17 protein-coding genes and 1 riboswitch are annotated in these 15,538 nt (G+C 61.2%); of the genes, 13 read left to right on the top strand and 4 right to left on the bottom strand.

What is annotated here, in order from left to right; translation table 11 throughout:
- Nucleotides 1–8 precede the first annotated feature (8 nt).
- A complete protein-coding gene (locus AC13F2_RS10800) occupies nucleotides 9–1,340 on the bottom strand; it encodes a PQQ-dependent sugar dehydrogenase (RefSeq protein WP_482964620.1) in 1,332 nt (443 codons plus the stop codon).
- A complete protein-coding gene (locus AC13F2_RS10795; protein ID WP_482964619.1) occupies nucleotides 1,337–1,765 on the bottom strand; it encodes a DUF2231 domain-containing protein in 429 nt (142 codons plus the stop codon). The genes AC13F2_RS10800 and AC13F2_RS10795 overlap by 4 nt, the downstream gene beginning before the upstream one ends.
- Before the next feature lie 237 nt (nucleotides 1,766–2,002).
- Between AC13F2_RS10795 and AC13F2_RS10790 the strand changes: the two genes are divergently transcribed.
- The 11 genes from AC13F2_RS10790 (at nucleotide 2,003) to AC13F2_RS10740 (ending at nucleotide 12,043) form a co-directional block, all read left to right on the top strand.
- Entirely contained in the window at nucleotides 2,003–4,168 is a 2,166-nt protein-coding gene (locus AC13F2_RS10790; protein WP_482964618.1) for an ATP-binding protein, read from the top strand.
- Nucleotides 4,165–4,536: a response regulator gene (locus tag AC13F2_RS10785; protein ID WP_196847633.1), complete on the top strand. Its 372-nt coding sequence runs from the start codon at nucleotides 4,165–4,167 to the stop codon at nucleotides 4,534–4,536. Before AC13F2_RS10790 ends, AC13F2_RS10785 begins: the two co-directional genes overlap by 4 nt.
- A complete protein-coding gene (locus AC13F2_RS10780) occupies nucleotides 4,529–4,822 on the top strand; it encodes an Hpt domain-containing protein (RefSeq protein WP_482964617.1) in 294 nt (97 codons plus the stop codon). Before AC13F2_RS10785 ends, AC13F2_RS10780 begins: the two co-directional genes overlap by 8 nt.
- Nucleotides 4,823–4,906: 84 nt before the next feature.
- The gene (locus AC13F2_RS10775; protein ID WP_103024459.1) at nucleotides 4,907–5,533 is read left to right on the top strand and encodes a response regulator transcription factor; all 627 of its coding nucleotides are present in this window, start codon (nucleotides 4,907–4,909) and stop codon (nucleotides 5,531–5,533) included.
- A gap of 138 nt (nucleotides 5,534–5,671) precedes the next feature.
- On the top strand, nucleotides 5,672–6,280 hold the full coding sequence (locus tag AC13F2_RS10770; RefSeq protein WP_103024460.1) for a hypothetical protein: 609 nt from the start codon (nucleotides 5,672–5,674) through the stop codon (nucleotides 6,278–6,280).
- A gap of 173 nt (nucleotides 6,281–6,453) precedes the next feature.
- Entirely contained in the window at nucleotides 6,454–6,708 is a 255-nt protein-coding gene (locus tag AC13F2_RS10765; protein WP_482964616.1) for a hypothetical protein, read from the top strand.
- Nucleotides 6,705–7,736: a hypothetical protein gene (locus AC13F2_RS10760; RefSeq protein WP_482964615.1), complete on the top strand. Its 1,032-nt coding sequence runs from the start codon at nucleotides 6,705–6,707 to the stop codon at nucleotides 7,734–7,736. Before AC13F2_RS10765 ends, AC13F2_RS10760 begins: the two co-directional genes overlap by 4 nt.
- 151 nt (nucleotides 7,737–7,887) lie before the next feature.
- Entirely contained in the window at nucleotides 7,888–8,445 is a 558-nt protein-coding gene (locus tag AC13F2_RS10755) for a hypothetical protein (protein WP_482964614.1), read from the top strand.
- Nucleotides 8,446–8,501: 56 nt separating this feature from the next.
- On the top strand, nucleotides 8,502–8,675 hold the full coding sequence (locus AC13F2_RS10750) for a hypothetical protein (RefSeq protein ID WP_158246650.1): 174 nt from the start codon (nucleotides 8,502–8,504) through the stop codon (nucleotides 8,673–8,675).
- Between the two features lie 119 nt (nucleotides 8,676–8,794).
- Nucleotides 8,795–9,550 (top strand): fimbria/pilus periplasmic chaperone, encoded by a 756-nt coding sequence (locus AC13F2_RS10745; RefSeq protein ID WP_482964613.1) that lies wholly within the window; start codon nucleotides 8,795–8,797, stop codon nucleotides 9,548–9,550.
- Nucleotides 9,551–9,565: 15 nt separating this feature from the next.
- Nucleotides 9,566–12,043, top strand: a complete 2,478-nt coding sequence (locus AC13F2_RS10740; RefSeq protein WP_482964612.1) for a fimbria/pilus outer membrane usher protein — start codon at nucleotides 9,566–9,568, stop codon at nucleotides 12,041–12,043.
- An 80-nt stretch (nucleotides 12,044–12,123) separates the two neighbouring features.
- Here the strand turns inward: AC13F2_RS10740 and AC13F2_RS10735 are convergent, their stop codons facing one another.
- Entirely contained in the window at nucleotides 12,124–12,702 is a 579-nt protein-coding gene (locus AC13F2_RS10735; protein ID WP_482964611.1) for a TMEM165/GDT1 family protein, read from the bottom strand.
- Nucleotides 12,703–12,704: 2 nt separating this feature from the next.
- Nucleotides 12,705–12,891: riboswitch (yybP-ykoY riboswitch) on the bottom strand.
- A gap of 244 nt (nucleotides 12,892–13,135) precedes the next feature.
- Nucleotides 13,136–13,672, bottom strand: a complete 537-nt coding sequence (gene msrA, locus AC13F2_RS10730; RefSeq protein WP_482964610.1) for a peptide-methionine (S)-S-oxide reductase MsrA — start codon at nucleotides 13,670–13,672, stop codon at nucleotides 13,136–13,138.
- A gap of 105 nt (nucleotides 13,673–13,777) precedes the next feature.
- Between msrA and AC13F2_RS10725 the strand changes: the two genes are divergently transcribed.
- Nucleotides 13,778–14,629 (top strand): class I SAM-dependent methyltransferase, encoded by an 852-nt coding sequence (locus tag AC13F2_RS10725; protein WP_301641753.1) that lies wholly within the window; start codon nucleotides 13,778–13,780, stop codon nucleotides 14,627–14,629.
- 38 nt (nucleotides 14,630–14,667) lie between these two features.
- Entirely contained in the window at nucleotides 14,668–15,531 is an 864-nt protein-coding gene (aguB, locus tag AC13F2_RS10720) for an N-carbamoylputrescine amidase (protein ID WP_482964609.1), read from the top strand.
- The last annotated feature ends 7 nt before the right edge of the window (nucleotides 15,532–15,538 follow it).

Raw genomic sequence — 15,538 nt, 5'->3', positions numbered from 1 at the left:
GTACGCTCTTAGCGCGACGACTGGCGCGGTTCGCCAGCCGGTACAGCCGAACCGCCTTGCAAAGCGACACGCCAAACGGTGTTTGAAACGTCATCCGCTATCAGCAATGCCCGGCGCTGCTCGTCGAACAGTACTCCGACAGGGCGTCCGCGGGCGTGCCCATCCTTCAGGAAGCCGGTAGCAAGGTCGATAGGCTTTCCCGAAGGGCGCCCGTTTCGGAACGGCACGAAAGTAACCTTGTAACCCGACGGATCGCTGCGGTTCCAACTGCCGTGTTCACCGACGAATGCGCCTTCGGAGAAGGGACCCCCAAGGCCCCCGTTCGTGGTGAAATCCAGTCCCAACGCGGCGACGTGCGAACCAAGAGCATAATCGGGCGCTATCGCCTTGCGCACCAGATCAGGCCGCTGCGGGCGAACGCGGGGATCAACGTGTTGACCATAATAGCTATAGGGCCAGCCATAGAAGGCGCCCTGGCGAACGGATGTAAGATAGTCGGGCACCAGCTGCGGCCCGAGTTCGTCCCGCTCATTGACCACCGCCCACAATTGCTCGGTCCAGGGATTAATGGACAGGGCAGTCGGGTTGCGGATGCCGGAGGCGAAGATGCGGTTGGCACCGGTCTGGCGGTCGATTTCCCAGATCACCGCGCGGTCTTCTTCCACATCCATGCCGCGCTCACCGACATTGCTGTTCGAGCCTATGCCGACATACAGCTTCGAGCCGTCCGGGCTGGCGGTCATGGCCTTGGTCCAGTGATGGTTGATCACCGATGGCAGCTTGGTCACCTCGGTGCCCGGGCCATCGATACGCGTAGCGCCTTCGGTGTAATCGAAGCTGACCAGATTCCCCTGATTGGCGACGTAGATTTTCCCGTCGACGAAAGCCAATCCGTACGGAGCATCGAGTCCGTCGATGAAGGTGGTCTGCAGATCGGTCTGCCCATCGCCGTCGCGATCGCGCAGCAGGGTGATGCGGTTGCCACCTTCGACCGAGCTTTTGCCGCGCTTCTTAATCATTCCGGCGATGACGTCCTTCGGACGGACAGCCGGGGCGTGTCCACCCGATCCTTCGGCAACCAGTATGTCGCCATTGGGCAGAAGCAGCATCTGCCGCGGGATTTTAAGGTCTTTCGCAATCGCAGTTACCGTGAAACCTTCGGGCACGGTCGGAAGTTCGCCGTCCCAGCCTTTGGGCGTGGGAATTTTCATGGCGGGCAAGAGCGTATCGCTTTGCTGAGGAAGGTCGGGCCGTTCGCCTGTCTGATCCAGATCGGGATCGCTTTGCGATTGGCACGCGGCGAGCGAAGCGGCGAGAGCGAGAAGGACGATCCGTTTCATGCCCGATACTCCTTAACCTGGGTTTGGCCATAGGCGAGGAAGGCTGCGACAAAGGCCAGGATCGTACAGAGGATCGAGAGGATAAGACCGAAGGTGCCGACCGAATGCCAGCCGTCACGCGCATGCTGGAAAGCGTTGAGGACGCCGGCAACGAACATCAGCGCGACCACCATCACATATGCCCACCCGCGCTGCCTCGTGCGGCCAAGGAACTGGCTGACAAGGGCCCAGGCAAGAACAAGTCCCGCAAATACATCGGCCCCGGCAATCAGCCAGGATGAAAAATTGGTCCACTGGATGACCGCCGTGTTGAGATAGGTGATGTCGGACAAGAGTGCGGCGGGGTACAGCGCAACGGGAAAAGCAAGCAGGATCGCATGTATCGGGTTGGTGAATGACCTGGTTCGAGCAAGCGTTTCAGCCATGTAAATTTCCTCCGATTGTCATGCACTCCTCAACGCTAACCCCCCGTGGGAAAAATGGTGCCGGTGCCTGCTGCATTTTAGTACCGCTGACGGAAGCTGTGTCTTGCTCGGTTCCCGTTCCGGCAGGCACGCCGGAGCCTGCTTTCTTTACGTTTTGTTAACCTCGATTTCCTAGCGAACGGGGCTCGAAGCATCGTGAAGAAGCGGCGGCTACTCAGCTACTAGAATGTCCTTTTCTTGAAACTTTCAGCGCAAAGATTGCGCATCGGGCTCGTCGGGTGGGTCCTGGTCGCCTCATGTATCGGTACGCTGATCATTCTCGCCTTTCTGACGATCTCGACAAATCGTGGTTTCGAGGAAAACGACCGGCTTCGGCATCTCGTAACCGACTCATATGACGCAAGGTCGGCGCTGCAGGAGTTGATGACCCTGCATCAGGATATCGAGATAGGTCAGCGAGGTTATGCCATCACCGGTGATACCGCGTTCCTCGCACCATATCGGGTTGCCGAAGCGCAAGTCGAAGGCCAGCTGAATGCAGTCGCCGCACGAACGAGCAAGATCGGCTCGACGCAGCTTGTTGCGCAGCTCAGGCAGGCGTCCCGCGACAAGCGAGATTTTGCCAAACGCACGATCGCTCTGGTCGACGACGGTCGGCGCGGCGAAGCCCAGCGACTGATAGCGACCGGAGCCGGCAAAGTGCTGATGGACCGCGTTCGCGGATTGGTCGAAGAACTATCCGAAGTCGAACGGCTGATGCTGGATCGGAGCACCGCCAATGCGGAAACCGATCGGCAGAAGCTCCAAGGGCGGACGCTGGGGCTTGAAATCGGGCTGATCCTCTTGCTGACACTGGCCGGTCTGCTGGTCTTGCGCAGCCAGTTGAGCAGGCAATCGGCTCTGCGCCGGGCCAGCGATATGGCGGCGCGTCAGGAAGCGATTTTCGACAGCTCGATGGATGGCATGATCGTGCTCAACCCCAGCGGCAGTATCGAAAGCATAAATCCCGCTGCGGCATCCATGTTCGGCGCTAGCGCGAGTTCTCTCCTGCGGCGCGATATCGGCATCCTGTTCGAAGTCGCGCCAGATCGTGGACAGATCGAGACTTTCCTCTCCAGGCTCAAGGCCAAGCGTAGCGAGAACAAGGGCCGTATTCAGGAATTTTTCGGCCGACGCAGCGATGGAACGATTTTTCCCCTGGAAGTCTCGGTCAGCCCGGTCGATCTCGCCGACCGGACCAGCTTTGTAGCGGTGTTGCGCGACGTAAGCGAACGCCGCGAAGTCGAGCAGATGAAGAGCGAATTTGTCGCCACCGTCAGCCACGAGCTTCGCACGCCGCTTACGTCGATTGCCGGCTCGCTCGGCCTGATAAATGGTGGCGCAGCGGGCGAGGTGTCGCCCAAAGTCGGGCGACTGATCGAAATTGCGCATAGTAACGCAGCCCGGCTTGTCAGGCTGATCAACGACATTCTCGATATCGAAAAGATCGAGGCGGGGCGGATGCAATTCGATATTCGGCCGCTCGCACTCGCACCATTGCTCGATGCGGCTGTGCATCAGGCGGCCGGCTTCGCGGGTCAATACGATATAGCGCTCCGTATAGAGCCGTTCCCGCCCAATGCCGGAGTGCTGGCCGACGAGGACCGCTTGATGCAGGTGATGACGAACCTGCTGTCGAACGCGATCAAGTTTTCGCGGCGCGGAGAAACGGTTACCGTGACCGTACGGCCGCTCGATCGTCGATATCGGATCAGCGTGACCGATTGCGGTGAGGGGATTTCGGAAGTCTTTCGCGCGCGCATTTTTCAGAAATTTGCCCAGGCCGATGCATCGGATTCCCGGCAGAAGGGCGGTACCGGGCTTGGGCTCAGCATCGTGAAGGAAATCGTTACACGCCTCGGCGGTTCGATCAGCTTCGATACTGTGGAAGGCAGGGGAACCGTGTTCCACGTCGACCTGCCCGCGGCCGAGCTCCATGAGCCGGTTGCGATCGAAGCACGGCCGCTGGAGCGCCGCGAACCCGAACCATCGCTGCCGACGATTCTCCATGTCGACGATGATCCGGACATGCTCGCCGTCGTGGAAAGCGCCTTCGAAGGCAAGGCGCTTCTTCATTCTACGCAGAGCATGTCTCAGGCGCGAGCGTTTATCCGTCGCAGTAAATATGATGCAGCAATTCTCGATGTCGGCATGCTCGATGGATGTGGCACGGACCTGGTCGCTCCACTGCGCGAGCGTTCACCCACCGTGCCGATCATGCTGTTCACCGCACAGGAAGTCGAACCGGCAGCACGTAATGGTATCGATCTCGTCTTGGTAAAATCTCGCGCCAGCCTGGATACGCTGGTCGATCAAACCATCGACCTGATCGAGGCGCGCAAAAATAAGGGAATAGGCCCGTGACCAGCGAAATCCTCTACGTCGATGACGAGGCCGATATCCGCGAGATTGCAGAAATGGCCATTGGCCTGGACCCATCGTTGATCGTGCGCACTTGCGGATCAGGCCAGGAAGGTTTCGAGCAAGCCCGGCAGTCTCCGCCAGATCTGATGTTGCTCGATGTCATGATGCCCGGATTGGATGGACCAGGCGTGTTGAGCCTTTTGCAAGACGATCCGGTTACCGCATCCGTGCCCGTTGTTTTCATCACCGCCCGCACGCAGGAGCAGGAGATCGCCCACCTGAAGCAACTCGGTGCGCGGGGCGTTATCGCCAAGCCATTTGATCCCATGACACTGGCCGAACAAGTGCGGAGCTTTCTCGATGGATGACATCGACGAACGCCTCGCGGCCTTTTCCAGGCTGTTCGCGGAGCAGGCCGGCGCCAGTGCCGAAGCGATCGAAAATGCGTCGAACACGGGCGACGTGCAGAGGCTCCAGCAATTGTGTCACAGTCTGGCGGGGCGCGCGGGCATGTTCGGCGAAGCGGCGTTGGGCGAAACTGCTAGCCGTATCGAGCAAGCGCTGGAAGCAGGACAGTCGCCACAAAGCCTGTCCGCTGCAATCGACGGGCTGACGGCCCAGCTCAGGGTGGTCCATGCACGAGTGCACCAATAACGCAGCGGAGCTGAAGCGGGGTGGACCGGCGCTCGATGAGGGTGTTAGGCCTGTCGGCCCCCATGATTTGACCGGTGCAACAGAATGACCAAGGTACTCGTAGCCGACGACGATCCGTTGACAATGGCGGGCATCACGACACTGCTCGACAAAACCAATTTCACCGTGGTTGCGACGGTAAACACAGGCGCCGCGGTGCTGGATGCACTTCCCGGCGCGCGGCCCGAACTTCTGATCCTCGACAACGATATGCCCGAAAGAAGCGGGCTGGATGTTCTGCGCACGCTACGCAGCAAGGGCGACGATCGCCCGGTGGTTCTGCTCACCAGCCGGCTCAATGACGAGCTTGCCCGAGAGGCGGTGAAATTGTCGGTCAACGGCATCGTCATCAAGTCCACGGCGCCTCGCGACCTGCTGGTCTGCCTCGAAAGCGTCGTCCAGGGGCGTCGGTGGATCGATCAGGAAGTCATGCAGCGGGTGATGGAACAGGCCATGTCGCCCGATGCGCCGCGCGATCCCTTCGACGCGCTGAGCGCGCGGGAACGCGCTGTCGCATCGCTGGTCCAGCGCGGGCTACGCAACAAGGAAGTCGCCAGCGAACTGGGCCTCACCGAAGGGACGGTGAAGGTCCATCTTCACAAGGTTTTCGACAAGCTCGGCATCCGCGGAAGAACCGAATTGATCCTCCTTGCGCAAGAACGTGGCGACTGAGTTATATCGAAAGTTATAGGCGCTTTTCGCCGAAGGTGAGGGCGTTTGTCTCCGTCGGGTGAATGGCTCGTAGTCAACCAATGACGCATCTGTCTGGCATATCGGCGACATGGGGTCGCCGGCTGCAACAGGCGGATAATGAAAACTCTTCACGCGCTCGGAATGGCGATGCTGGTTGCGATCTTCGCGATCGCCGGCCAGCCCGTGCGCGCGCAGACCACCGCCTATGCGGCCGGCCAAGGTGCGGTAAACAGCATCGAAGTGGGCGTAGAGGTTCGCGCCTCGGTCACCGGCCGCTGCGGTTTTGCAACGTCGGGCGCACCTTCGGGCACGATCGATCAGGCCGATTTCGATGTGAACGGCTTCAGCCGCGATTTCGCAATCCAGCTCAACTGCACGGGCGCCTCGCGCATTGCCGTGTCCTCGCTCAATGGCGGGATGGCCAGCCAGGCAGCGGGCGGCTCTGGATATCAGACCAAGGCACCTTACCGTGTGGCCCTCTATATGGTGGCCGACAACGGTACGAATGCTTCGGCCACCTGCGATGCGGCCACGCTGTCGGCGGGTGGCTCGTGCAGCTTTGCAGGGACCGCGACCGCAGCCCAGGGGCTCCGCCTTGCCGGAGCCTCGACGAAGGTAAACGGATCGTATCTTCGTGTCAGCGCACCCGCCTATACCGGAAGCGACACGCTCGTATCGGGCCGGTACGCTGACACACTTTCGGTCACTGTCAGCGTGAGTCCCTAACGCCATGGTAACGAACAAGATTCGCCCTTTGTTAGAAACTCGCCTATACCTCCGACGGTGTGACGAAACTGCATATAATCCGTTCGGCCAGAATTCGCGCGATTGCCGCGCAGTCGACATGTATTGCAGCTGTGTTCTGTTCAGTTCCATCGGCGGCACAAAGCGCGGCAGAAGTGGACATTACCGGTCACGTGGCGCCGCGCTGCTGGGTTTCCGATCCGAAGGCTGTGGTCGTGACGTCCACCCCGGCGGCCAACGCTCGCCGTGCGGTCTGCAATCATTCCGTCGCTCGATCGGTGTCGGAAAACTGGACCGTCATGGCGAAGCTGCAGAGGCAGCCGCGCGGCCCGCTCAGGCCGATACCGGTTCAATCGGCAGAATTCTCTTCTCGCGCTGCACTGGAGATCGTCGTATCGCCTCAGGTATGAGGCGTTGGACAGTAGGTTTTGCAGCCGCCGCCGCGGCTTTCGCGATAACATCGCCCGCACAGGCTCAATCGCAGATTTCGTCGGTTTGCGGCGTTACCGGTACGGCTACCGCACCGGCCAGCATCACTTATGATCCGTTCTCGCCCGGCGGCCTTTCGGAAGTGACCATCCCGCTGATCCTGCGGCGCAATCGCGGTATCCTCCTCGGCCGCACGGATGAGGTCAGTCTCGTCATTGTCGCTCCTACCGGCTCGCCGCCGCTCGACGTGACCTATCGCGGTTTCCGGGTGATTTATCCCGAAGGATCGACGGCGGGTCGTCCCCGATCGCTGGATTCGCGCGACAACGGCGCCGGTTCGGCAGGTGAAATACGATACAATTTCGGCGGCATTCTGAGCTCGGATTTGTCCAATCCGCTCAACCTGCGCGTGACCGTGCCGCCTGGTACCGATCTGTCGGCCGGCGAACCTATTGTCCTCGACCTGCTTTACATCTGTTCCGGCATCGGCGGACTGGGGAGCTTACCAGCTCCCGTTCGCGAACCGGGCACCATTCGGATCAACGTCAACACGGTTAGCGCGCTTCAGGCTTATTATGCCGGTTCCCCCCTCGACTTCGGCGAAGTCGGTGATGCCAGTACGACGGCGGTACTGGCCGCGCCCGAACGCTACACGACGCCCGCAGGAAATTCGCTGCGCGTGCGCAGCTCCGGCCCGTTCGAGGTAAGGATGCGCTCGCAGAACGATTTCCGCCTTACCTATCCGGGGGGCAACCTCGGCGATGCGTCGCAGGCGATCCGCTACAGTGCGCGCTTTCTGGGGCAGGAGGTGACCTCCAATGCCTCTTTCGGAACGCGGACCTGTGCACGTGCGGGCATGGACGGAAGCGCAGGGGTTCTGCCATTGCGCGCGACCTTGAAGGAAGGCGGGGCGGCCAAGACGCCGGCCCCCAACTACAGCGACGTGATCAGCATCACTTTCACGCCGGTGGTCACGGCTGCGTCTGCCAGCAATTGCGCCGGGCTCTGACCGCCCGCAACCTATACCCAAGGGTATAGCGAATAACGCTCAAAGTTAGCGCCGTTTTCGCCACCCGCTAAATGGGGCGACCGGCGATTCCCGGCTATTTCCAACTCATCGGGGTGACGAGCCCCTCTGAAATTCTGATTGGAGATACGAAATGAAAAAGCTGGTTCTTTCCGTCCTGGTTCTCGGTTCAGCACTCGGCGCTACCCCTGCCTTCGCCCAGGCAACCGGATCGGTTGACGTCACGGGTTCGGTTACAGCACGCTGCCTCGCCGTTTCGCCCATCAGCGGCAACATCACCCTTGGCGAACTTGCGAAGACCGACGGCACCGTCGACCCGAGCTTTGCCGGCAACACCGGCGGCCTTACCCGCAACTTCACCGTGAAGTGCAATGGCTCCAACCCGAAGATCTCGGTCGATGCCAAGCCGCTGATCAATGCCGCTGCAACGAACGTACCTGCGGGCTACACCAACACCGTCCACTACACCGCGACGCTGGTTGCCACCGGTGCCAAGGGCGGAACCACTCCGGTTGCCGACCAGTCTCTGACCGCAGGTGCCACCTCGGCCCAGGTCGGTGACCGTCTGGCCGCCACGTCCAACAATATCACGCTGACGATCGGCAGCGGGCTTACTGCGGATCCGGCTGCGATCCTCGATGCCGGTACCTATGCCGGCAAGGTGGAAGTCACCATCGCACCGACCGCCTGACAGGGGGGGTTCCGGCAGGCGCGGGGGCAGCCTGCCGGAAATTTTTGGAATTCTTCATGGTCACACATAATCCGGCCGATCTCGCGACCGAACTGCGCTTAAGGGCGCAGGATGCCGAGGGCGAGGAGCGTAACGAGCTGCTGTACCTCGCGATCGAATATGAACGCATGGCGCAGGAAACCGGCCTGGCAGCGCGCCCCGAATGGCGCGGAGTCGCCATTCCGAAGTAAGTGCTGTCGCAGGGAAACACCCCTGGGCCTATCCGGCGGTTCGCGGCAATTCGTCCTTGGCGAACCGGGGTGGGTCGGTCCATGGTCGCCCGATAAGGCTGTCTCGCAAGGAGTATCCATTGCAGTCACTTAGAAAAATTGCGGTCGCGCTGCTGGTTACGGTTCTTGGGGTGGTCGGCTCAGTCGCCGCCTATGCGATGATCGTCCAGCCCGTAGTCATCGACTTGACGACAGCTGGCCGCGGTATGAGCGATGTCGTGACTGTCGAGAATACCTTCGACAAACCGCTGCCGGTCGAAATGCGGATCGAGGCGCTGGAACTGAACAGCGACGGCGTGACCCCGACCGGGGTCGATCCCGGCGAACTGGTGGCCTTTCCGCCCCAGGCGCTTATCCCTCCCGGCCAGCGGCAGAGCTTTCGCGTACAGTATGTCGGCGATCCCGACCTTGCGCGCAGCAAGCACTATTTCGTCACGGCCGCGCAGCTGCCGGTTGAAACCAGCGATACGACTTCGAACGTGCAGCTCCTGTACAACTTCCAGATTCTCGTCAGCGTCTCGCCCGATGGCGTGAAACCTTCCTTGTCGATCGCCTCTGCAGAGATCGGCACCGATGCCGAGGGGCGACCAGCCCCTATCATTACCGTAACCAATGATTCGGCTGCGCACGGCTATCTATCGCGCGGACGGCTGCGGGTCGTCCAGACCGGCGCCGACGGCCGCGAGGTGTTCCGCAAGGAAATTTCAGGCCCGGAGCTGCAGCAGACGCTGGGCTATGGTCTGATTGGCGGGGGCCAGACGCGGCGCCTGACGCTGCCTGTGGTCCTGCCGCAAACGGATGGGCGTGTCGAAGTGCAGTTCACGCCCGACGCTTAAGGGCTCCAGGTTCGTATGAACCGCCAGATACTCGCTGCTGTCCTGCTTGCCGGTTGCCTCGTTCCCCATGTGGGGAATGCGCAGCCCGCTGCCCCGGTGCGCGCTCGCGTGGTGATCGATCCGGGCCCCGATGGCGATCAGGTCAATCCTACCGGGCGAACTGTCGTCCTGACGGCGCCCCTGCTCGATGGCGAAACCTATATTGGCGACACGACCCTAACGCTCGAGCCGGGCGGGCAGGCAAGCTTCGCGGCAGAACGCCTGCTGGCGCTGCTGGAGCCGCGCATCGCACCGCAGCTCGTCGAACGGTTGCGCTCCCGGTTGGCCCAGCAGGGTCAGATAGGGCGATCCGATCTCGAAGCTGTCGGCATCGCGATCCGCTATGATCCGCAATCGCTGCAACTGATCCTTGATATCGCCCCTGCAAGCCGGGCGAGCCGGTCGCTGACGTTGGGCAACGAAGACGAGCGCGGGGTGGTCAACTATGTCGCGCCAGCCGATTTCAGTGCCTATCTCAACATTCGCGGTTCGCTGGACTGGGTTCAGCAGGGTAGCGACGAAGGGCTGGCGCCGCCCATCACCTTTCTCGACGGGGCAGCGAGGCTGGGCGGTGTAGTCCTGGAAAGTGAGGCCAATTGGCAGGCCAGCGCGCCAGGGCCGGATTTTCAGCGCCGCGGAACGCGGCTGGTCTACGATGATCGACGCAATCTCCTGCGCGCATCGGCCGGGGACCTGCGCACATTGGCCCGCGGATTTCAGGCCGCACCGGAGATCAGCGGTCTTGCGGTGTCGCGCTTTTACTCCCTCCTCGATCCGCAACGGATCATCCGTCCGCGCGGCAGCCGCAGTTTTCGTCTGGATCGTCGTTCACAAGTGGAAGTGCGGGTGAACGGACAGCTCGTTCGGCGGCTGGAACTCGATCCGGGCACGTTCGACCTGACCGATTTCCCTTTTGCCCAGGGCTCCAATGACGTCGAGCTGACCATAACCGATGATACCGGACGCAGCGAAACCGTCGATTTCGACATTTTCCTCGATCAGGCACAGCTTGCCGAAGGTCTTAGCGAATTCGGGCTTTATGCCGGCGTGCTCGCACCATTGGGTGGGCGCGGTCCCGTGTATAGCGACGACCTCGCCTTCAGCGGCTTCTATCGGCGCGGTGTCAACGACCGGTTGACACTTGGCGCGAATGCGCAGGCAGATCCCGACGGTTGGATGGGCGGTGTCGAAGCGGTTGTTGCAACTCCAATCGGATCTCTCGGCGGGTTCGCTTCCGCCTCGCACAGCGAAGGCGCCGGCTCGGGTTGGGCATCGATCCTTACGTTTCAGCGGACTATCGCGCGCAATACTGCCGGCGGGGCTGACGTTCTGTCAGCCTCCATCGAAACACGAAGCCGGAACTTCTCCCCGATCGGTACCGGCTTGCCGTTCAATCCCTATCGCTACATCGCCGGGGCAAGCTACAGCGCCACGATCAGCGACACGGTCTATGCCGGCTTGGATGCGCGCTATTCGCGCGGCCGGGATGACGAACCCGATGTCGGCAGTCTGCGCGCCACCGGTGGTTGGCAGATCTCGCCCCGGCTGAACCTGACTGGCGATTTCGGTTATGACCGGGTGGGCGGGCAAAACCGGCTCAGCGCGTTCTTCTCGCTCGTCTTCCGTTTCGATCGCAGTTCAAGCCTGCGCGCCGATTACGACAGCCGCGGCGACCGCAAACGCCTGACCTACCAGACGTACCACGGGACGGGGACCGGGGCCTATAATTTCAGCGCCGATATCGAACACAGCGACGTCGGCATAGTGACCGGCGCCAATGGCACGCTGTTCAGCAACCGGGCCGAGCTTGGCTTTAGTCATTTTGGCGCGTTCGAAGGCGACCTCGGCGGATCGACGAGCCAGAGGACATCCCTTCGGTTCGGCACTGCCCTGGCTGTCGCAGACGGTGCATTTTCGGTCGGACGGCCCATCCAGGACAGTTTTGCCATCGTCAGTCCACATGCCTCGCTGCGTGGAACCGACATACTGATCGAACCGACCGGGCGCTCGGCCGCGGCAAACAGCGGCGCATTGGGTACCGCCCTGCAGCCCAGCCTGAGCAGCTACAGCGAACGTAACCTGCTGATAACTGCTCCCGATGCGCCCCTGAATACGGATCTTGGTGAAGGCTCCTTCCGGCTCCTTCCGCCCTACCGCGGAGGATATCGCCTGACTGTCGGCTCGGACTATATGGCGAGCGTGGTCGGGCGTTTGCTTAACAGCGATGGCGAACCGATTTCGCTCCTGTCAGGCGTCGCGATCGAGGAGGCCCATCCCGAACGGGAACCCGTTGCGCTATTCACCAACTCGGCCGGCCGTTTTGGTGCGACCGGCCTTGCTCCCGGCCGCTGGACGATCGTACTGAACGATGCCGACCAGACGACCTTCACCTTCACCATCGCCGAAGACGTCGATCAGACGGTCGCGCTCGGCGATTTGGTGCCCGCCGAATAGGATGGCACAGGAAACCGGTTAAGGCTGCGCGGGCGTTTCCTTGGCATCGCCACCACTGCAAAATGAATCGCAAGCTCCAATCAGGAGATGCCCGGCAGCGCCGCGGCCGCGATGACCCACAGGCTTATCGCAAGGAATAGCAGCGCCGCAATAATCCGTACCGCTTTCAGCGAAACGCGCTCTACGATGGCATTGCCGAAATAGACCGCCGGCACATTGGCCAGCATCATGCCAAGCGTCGTGCCCAGCGTTACCAGAAGGACGCTCTGGAACTGCGCCCCCAGGGCAATGGTGGCAACCTGCGTCTTGTCTCCGATTTCGACAATGAAGAACGCGATGGTGGTTGTCAGGAAGGCCCCGAACCGCGGGGGCTTGGGTTGTTCATCGTCGTCCAGCTTGTCTGGCACAAGCGTCCACAGGGCCATTGCGATGAAGCTTGCTCCAACGGCATAGCGAAACCACGGACCTTCCAGCAGGCTGGCGACGGATTGGCCCACGAAAGCTGCAATCCCATGGTTTGCCAGAGTGGCGACCAGGATGCCGAAAACGATCGGCAGGGGTTTGCGAAATCGCGTTGCAAGCACGATGGCAAGGAGCATGGTCTTGTCGCCGATTTCGGCGAGCGCAACCACGGCGGTCGAAGTGAGAATGGCTTCCACAGGGTATCTCCGGGCCGGGCTTCAAGACTTCAACGACACCGGACCTTCCGCCCGGCCGGACGAAAGTCAGGTGCCATTGGTCTTGCCCGAACGGATGCTCGAACCCCTGCGCCACGACCTCTCGGCCGAGTATGTTGACGCGAGGGAACCGCACTGAATGCGGCGGGCTACTCCCCAGATGACGGTGGTTGGCTAGCAGCGACCCATCCGGCGCGCAAGGCCGGCCGGTACAGAGCTCGCGTCCTTCTCGGCTTTCCTACTCGCTGCCCCACGTGCCAGCGTATTCTCCATGCCTATCCCGCCCTGCCAGAATCGCAAAAAACCACCGCCGGACGAGAATTATCCGGCGGTGGTTTTTTTGCTCTTGGACTGTGTAACACCCGGTCCATGTCTCAGCTTTGCGGCTGAAAGGCTGAGCAGCCGGGCGTTCGAATCAGGCGTCTTCCTTGAGATACTTCTGGAAGCTTTTGCGCAGTTTCATCAGCTTGGGCGGGATAACTGCAAGGCAGTACGGATTCCGCTGGCCTTCGCCATCCCAGTATTCCTGATGGTAATCCTCCGCCGGGTACCATTCGCCGCTCTCGATGGTGGTGACGGCCTCCTGCCCCTCGTGTTCGTCGTTCCAACGCGCAATGGCGGCCCTGGCTTCCTCTTCCTGCCCTTCGAGCGGGAAGATCGCACTGCGATACTGGGTGCCGACATCGTTGCCCTGCCGGTTCAGCTGGGTCGGATCATGCGTGCCCAGAAAGACGTCGTAAAGCTGGGCCAGCGTGATCTGCTCGTCATCGAATGTGACACGCACACCTTCGGCATGGCCGGTATTGCCCGTGCAGACCTCCTTGTAGCTCGGGTTCGCCTGATGCCCGCCGATATAACCGCTCTCTACTTCGCTGACGCCGATCACGTCCTTCATCACCGCTTCGGTGCACCAGAAGCACCCGCCGGCAATGATCGCCTGCTGTTCTGCCATGTCATCAAACTCCTTGTTGGATACCAAGATAGGAATCCGTCCCGCGCTTGTCATCGTGCAGTTGCACGTGCAGGACATCACCGATCCATTCGAGGGAGAGATCAGATGCGTTACCTGCTCGCCGCCACAGCGCTGGCATTCGGCGTTCCTGCCGTTGCCGACGATCAGAAATTGCCCGATCCCGCGGCCTTCGCAGCGACTCATGCCGAAGCCATATCCGGCGCGATCAATCATCCCAGCCGCGCCGAAGATCGCGCGCGTGATCAGTATCGTCACCCTTCCGAAACCCTCGCATTCTTCCGCGTCGCCCCGGACATGAAAGTCGGTGAATATGCGCCCGGCGGCGGCTGGTACACGCGCGTGCTCGGGCATTATCTGGGCGGTGAGGGGCAGCTCGTCGGATTGTATTACGATCCCACCAGCGGTCCCTTCGACGCCGAAGCGCAGCAGCGCATCCGCGCCGGGGCCGCCGGTTTTCCTGCCGAAGCCGCCGAATTCACCGGGCTTCCGGCAGAACATTTCTCGGCCATGACGCTTGATGCCGTGCCGGAAGGCGAAGCGGGCACGTTCGATCGCATCCTCGTCATTCGCATGCTCCACAACATGATGCGCTGGAACAATGCCGACAGTGAAATCAAGACCATGCGCGGCCTGCTCAAACCAGGCGGGATGCTTGGCATCGTCCAGCATCGCGCGCCCGAAGATGCAAGCGCCGACTATGCCAACGGCTCGAAAGGCTATCTGCGACAGGACGATGTCGTCGGCTTCGTAGAGGCCCTGGGCTTCGAATTCGTCGGCAGCAGCGAGGTGAACGCCAATCCGCGCGATCCGGCGAATTGGGAAGACGGCGTATGGATGATGCCGCCAAGCCTCGGGGGCGATGATGCGATGGACGCGCAAACCCGCGATCTGGGTGAAAGCGATCGCATGACGTTGCTGTTCCGCAAGCGGGACTGATCATTGCCTGACGCGCGACGGTTGCTTATCTGGCGCCCATGAGAGAACTGACCGTTGCCGTCCTGCAACTGCCGCTCGCCCGTCCCGATGCGGCAGACAATATCGCCGCCGTCTCGAAACTGGTGGAAGACGCGGCGGCCAAGGGCGCACAGATCATCCTGCCGCCCGAACTGTTCGCGGGGGAATATTTCTGCCGGGAGGAGGAGGAGGACCTCTTTGCTCTTGCTCACCCGACCGGCGAAAGCCCCAGCGTTCTCGCCATGCAGGAACTCGCCGCCAGATTACTGGTGGCCATTCCGACAAGCTTCTTCGAACGTGACGGCCAGCATTACTACAACACGCTCGCCATGATCGGCCCGGATGGCGAAATCATGGGGACATATCGCAAAAGCCATATTCCTGACGGACCGGGCTACGAAGAGAAATACTACTTCCGCCCCGGCAACGACGGGTTCAAGGTATGGGATGTATTCGGCGCGCGTATCGGCATCGGCATCTGCTGGGATCAATGGTATCCTGAATGTGCTCGCGTCATGGCGCTGAAGGGCGCCGAAGTACTGTTTTATCCGACTGCCATCGGCTCCGAACCTTACGATGCAGATCTCGATACCAGCCGCATGTGGCGTCGTGCGATGATTGGCCATGCGGTGTCCAATTGCATGCCCGTCTGCGCGGCCAATCGTATCGGACACGAAGGTCCCGCGGATCGTCGGCAGAGCTTCTATGGCCACAGTTTCATCAGCGATGAATGGGGCGATCTGGTCGAGGAATTCGGCGGTTCGTCACAGGGCGTCCTCGTCGCAACGCTCGACCTCGACCGCGCACGAAAACATCGTGCGGGCATGGGCTTCTTTCGCGATCGACGTCCCCAGCTTTACGGGCGCATCTGCGAGGATATCTGACGGCAGG

Source organism: Qipengyuania sp. L-5Y (assembly GCF_056859455.1).
This window is presented reverse-complemented; position numbering and strand designations above follow the sequence as displayed.

Coding starts and splice junctions, on each gene's coding strand:
- AC13F2_RS10800 (WP_482964620.1), bottom strand. CDS start 1,340: ATGAAACGGATCGTCCTTCTCGCTCTCGCCGCTTCGCTCGCCGCGTGC.
- AC13F2_RS10795 (WP_482964619.1), bottom strand. CDS start 1,765: ATGGCTGAAACGCTTGCTCGAACCAGGTCATTCACCAACCCGATACAT.
- AC13F2_RS10780 (WP_482964617.1), top strand. CDS start 4,529: ATGGATGACATCGACGAACGCCTCGCGGCCTTTTCCAGGCTGTTCGCG.
- AC13F2_RS10775 (WP_103024459.1), top strand. CDS start 4,907: ATGACCAAGGTACTCGTAGCCGACGACGATCCGTTGACAATGGCGGGC.
- AC13F2_RS10770 (WP_103024460.1), top strand. CDS start 5,672: ATGAAAACTCTTCACGCGCTCGGAATGGCGATGCTGGTTGCGATCTTC.
- AC13F2_RS10760 (WP_482964615.1), top strand. CDS start 6,705: ATGAGGCGTTGGACAGTAGGTTTTGCAGCCGCCGCCGCGGCTTTCGCG.
- AC13F2_RS10755 (WP_482964614.1), top strand. CDS start 7,888: ATGAAAAAGCTGGTTCTTTCCGTCCTGGTTCTCGGTTCAGCACTCGGC.
- AC13F2_RS10750 (WP_158246650.1), top strand. CDS start 8,502: ATGGTCACACATAATCCGGCCGATCTCGCGACCGAACTGCGCTTAAGG.
- AC13F2_RS10740 (WP_482964612.1), top strand. CDS start 9,566: ATGAACCGCCAGATACTCGCTGCTGTCCTGCTTGCCGGTTGCCTCGTT.
- msrA (WP_482964610.1), bottom strand. CDS start 13,672: ATGGCAGAACAGCAGGCGATCATTGCCGGCGGGTGCTTCTGGTGCACC.
- AC13F2_RS10725 (WP_301641753.1), top strand. CDS start 13,778: ATGCGTTACCTGCTCGCCGCCACAGCGCTGGCATTCGGCGTTCCTGCC.
- aguB (WP_482964609.1), top strand. CDS start 14,668: ATGAGAGAACTGACCGTTGCCGTCCTGCAACTGCCGCTCGCCCGTCCC.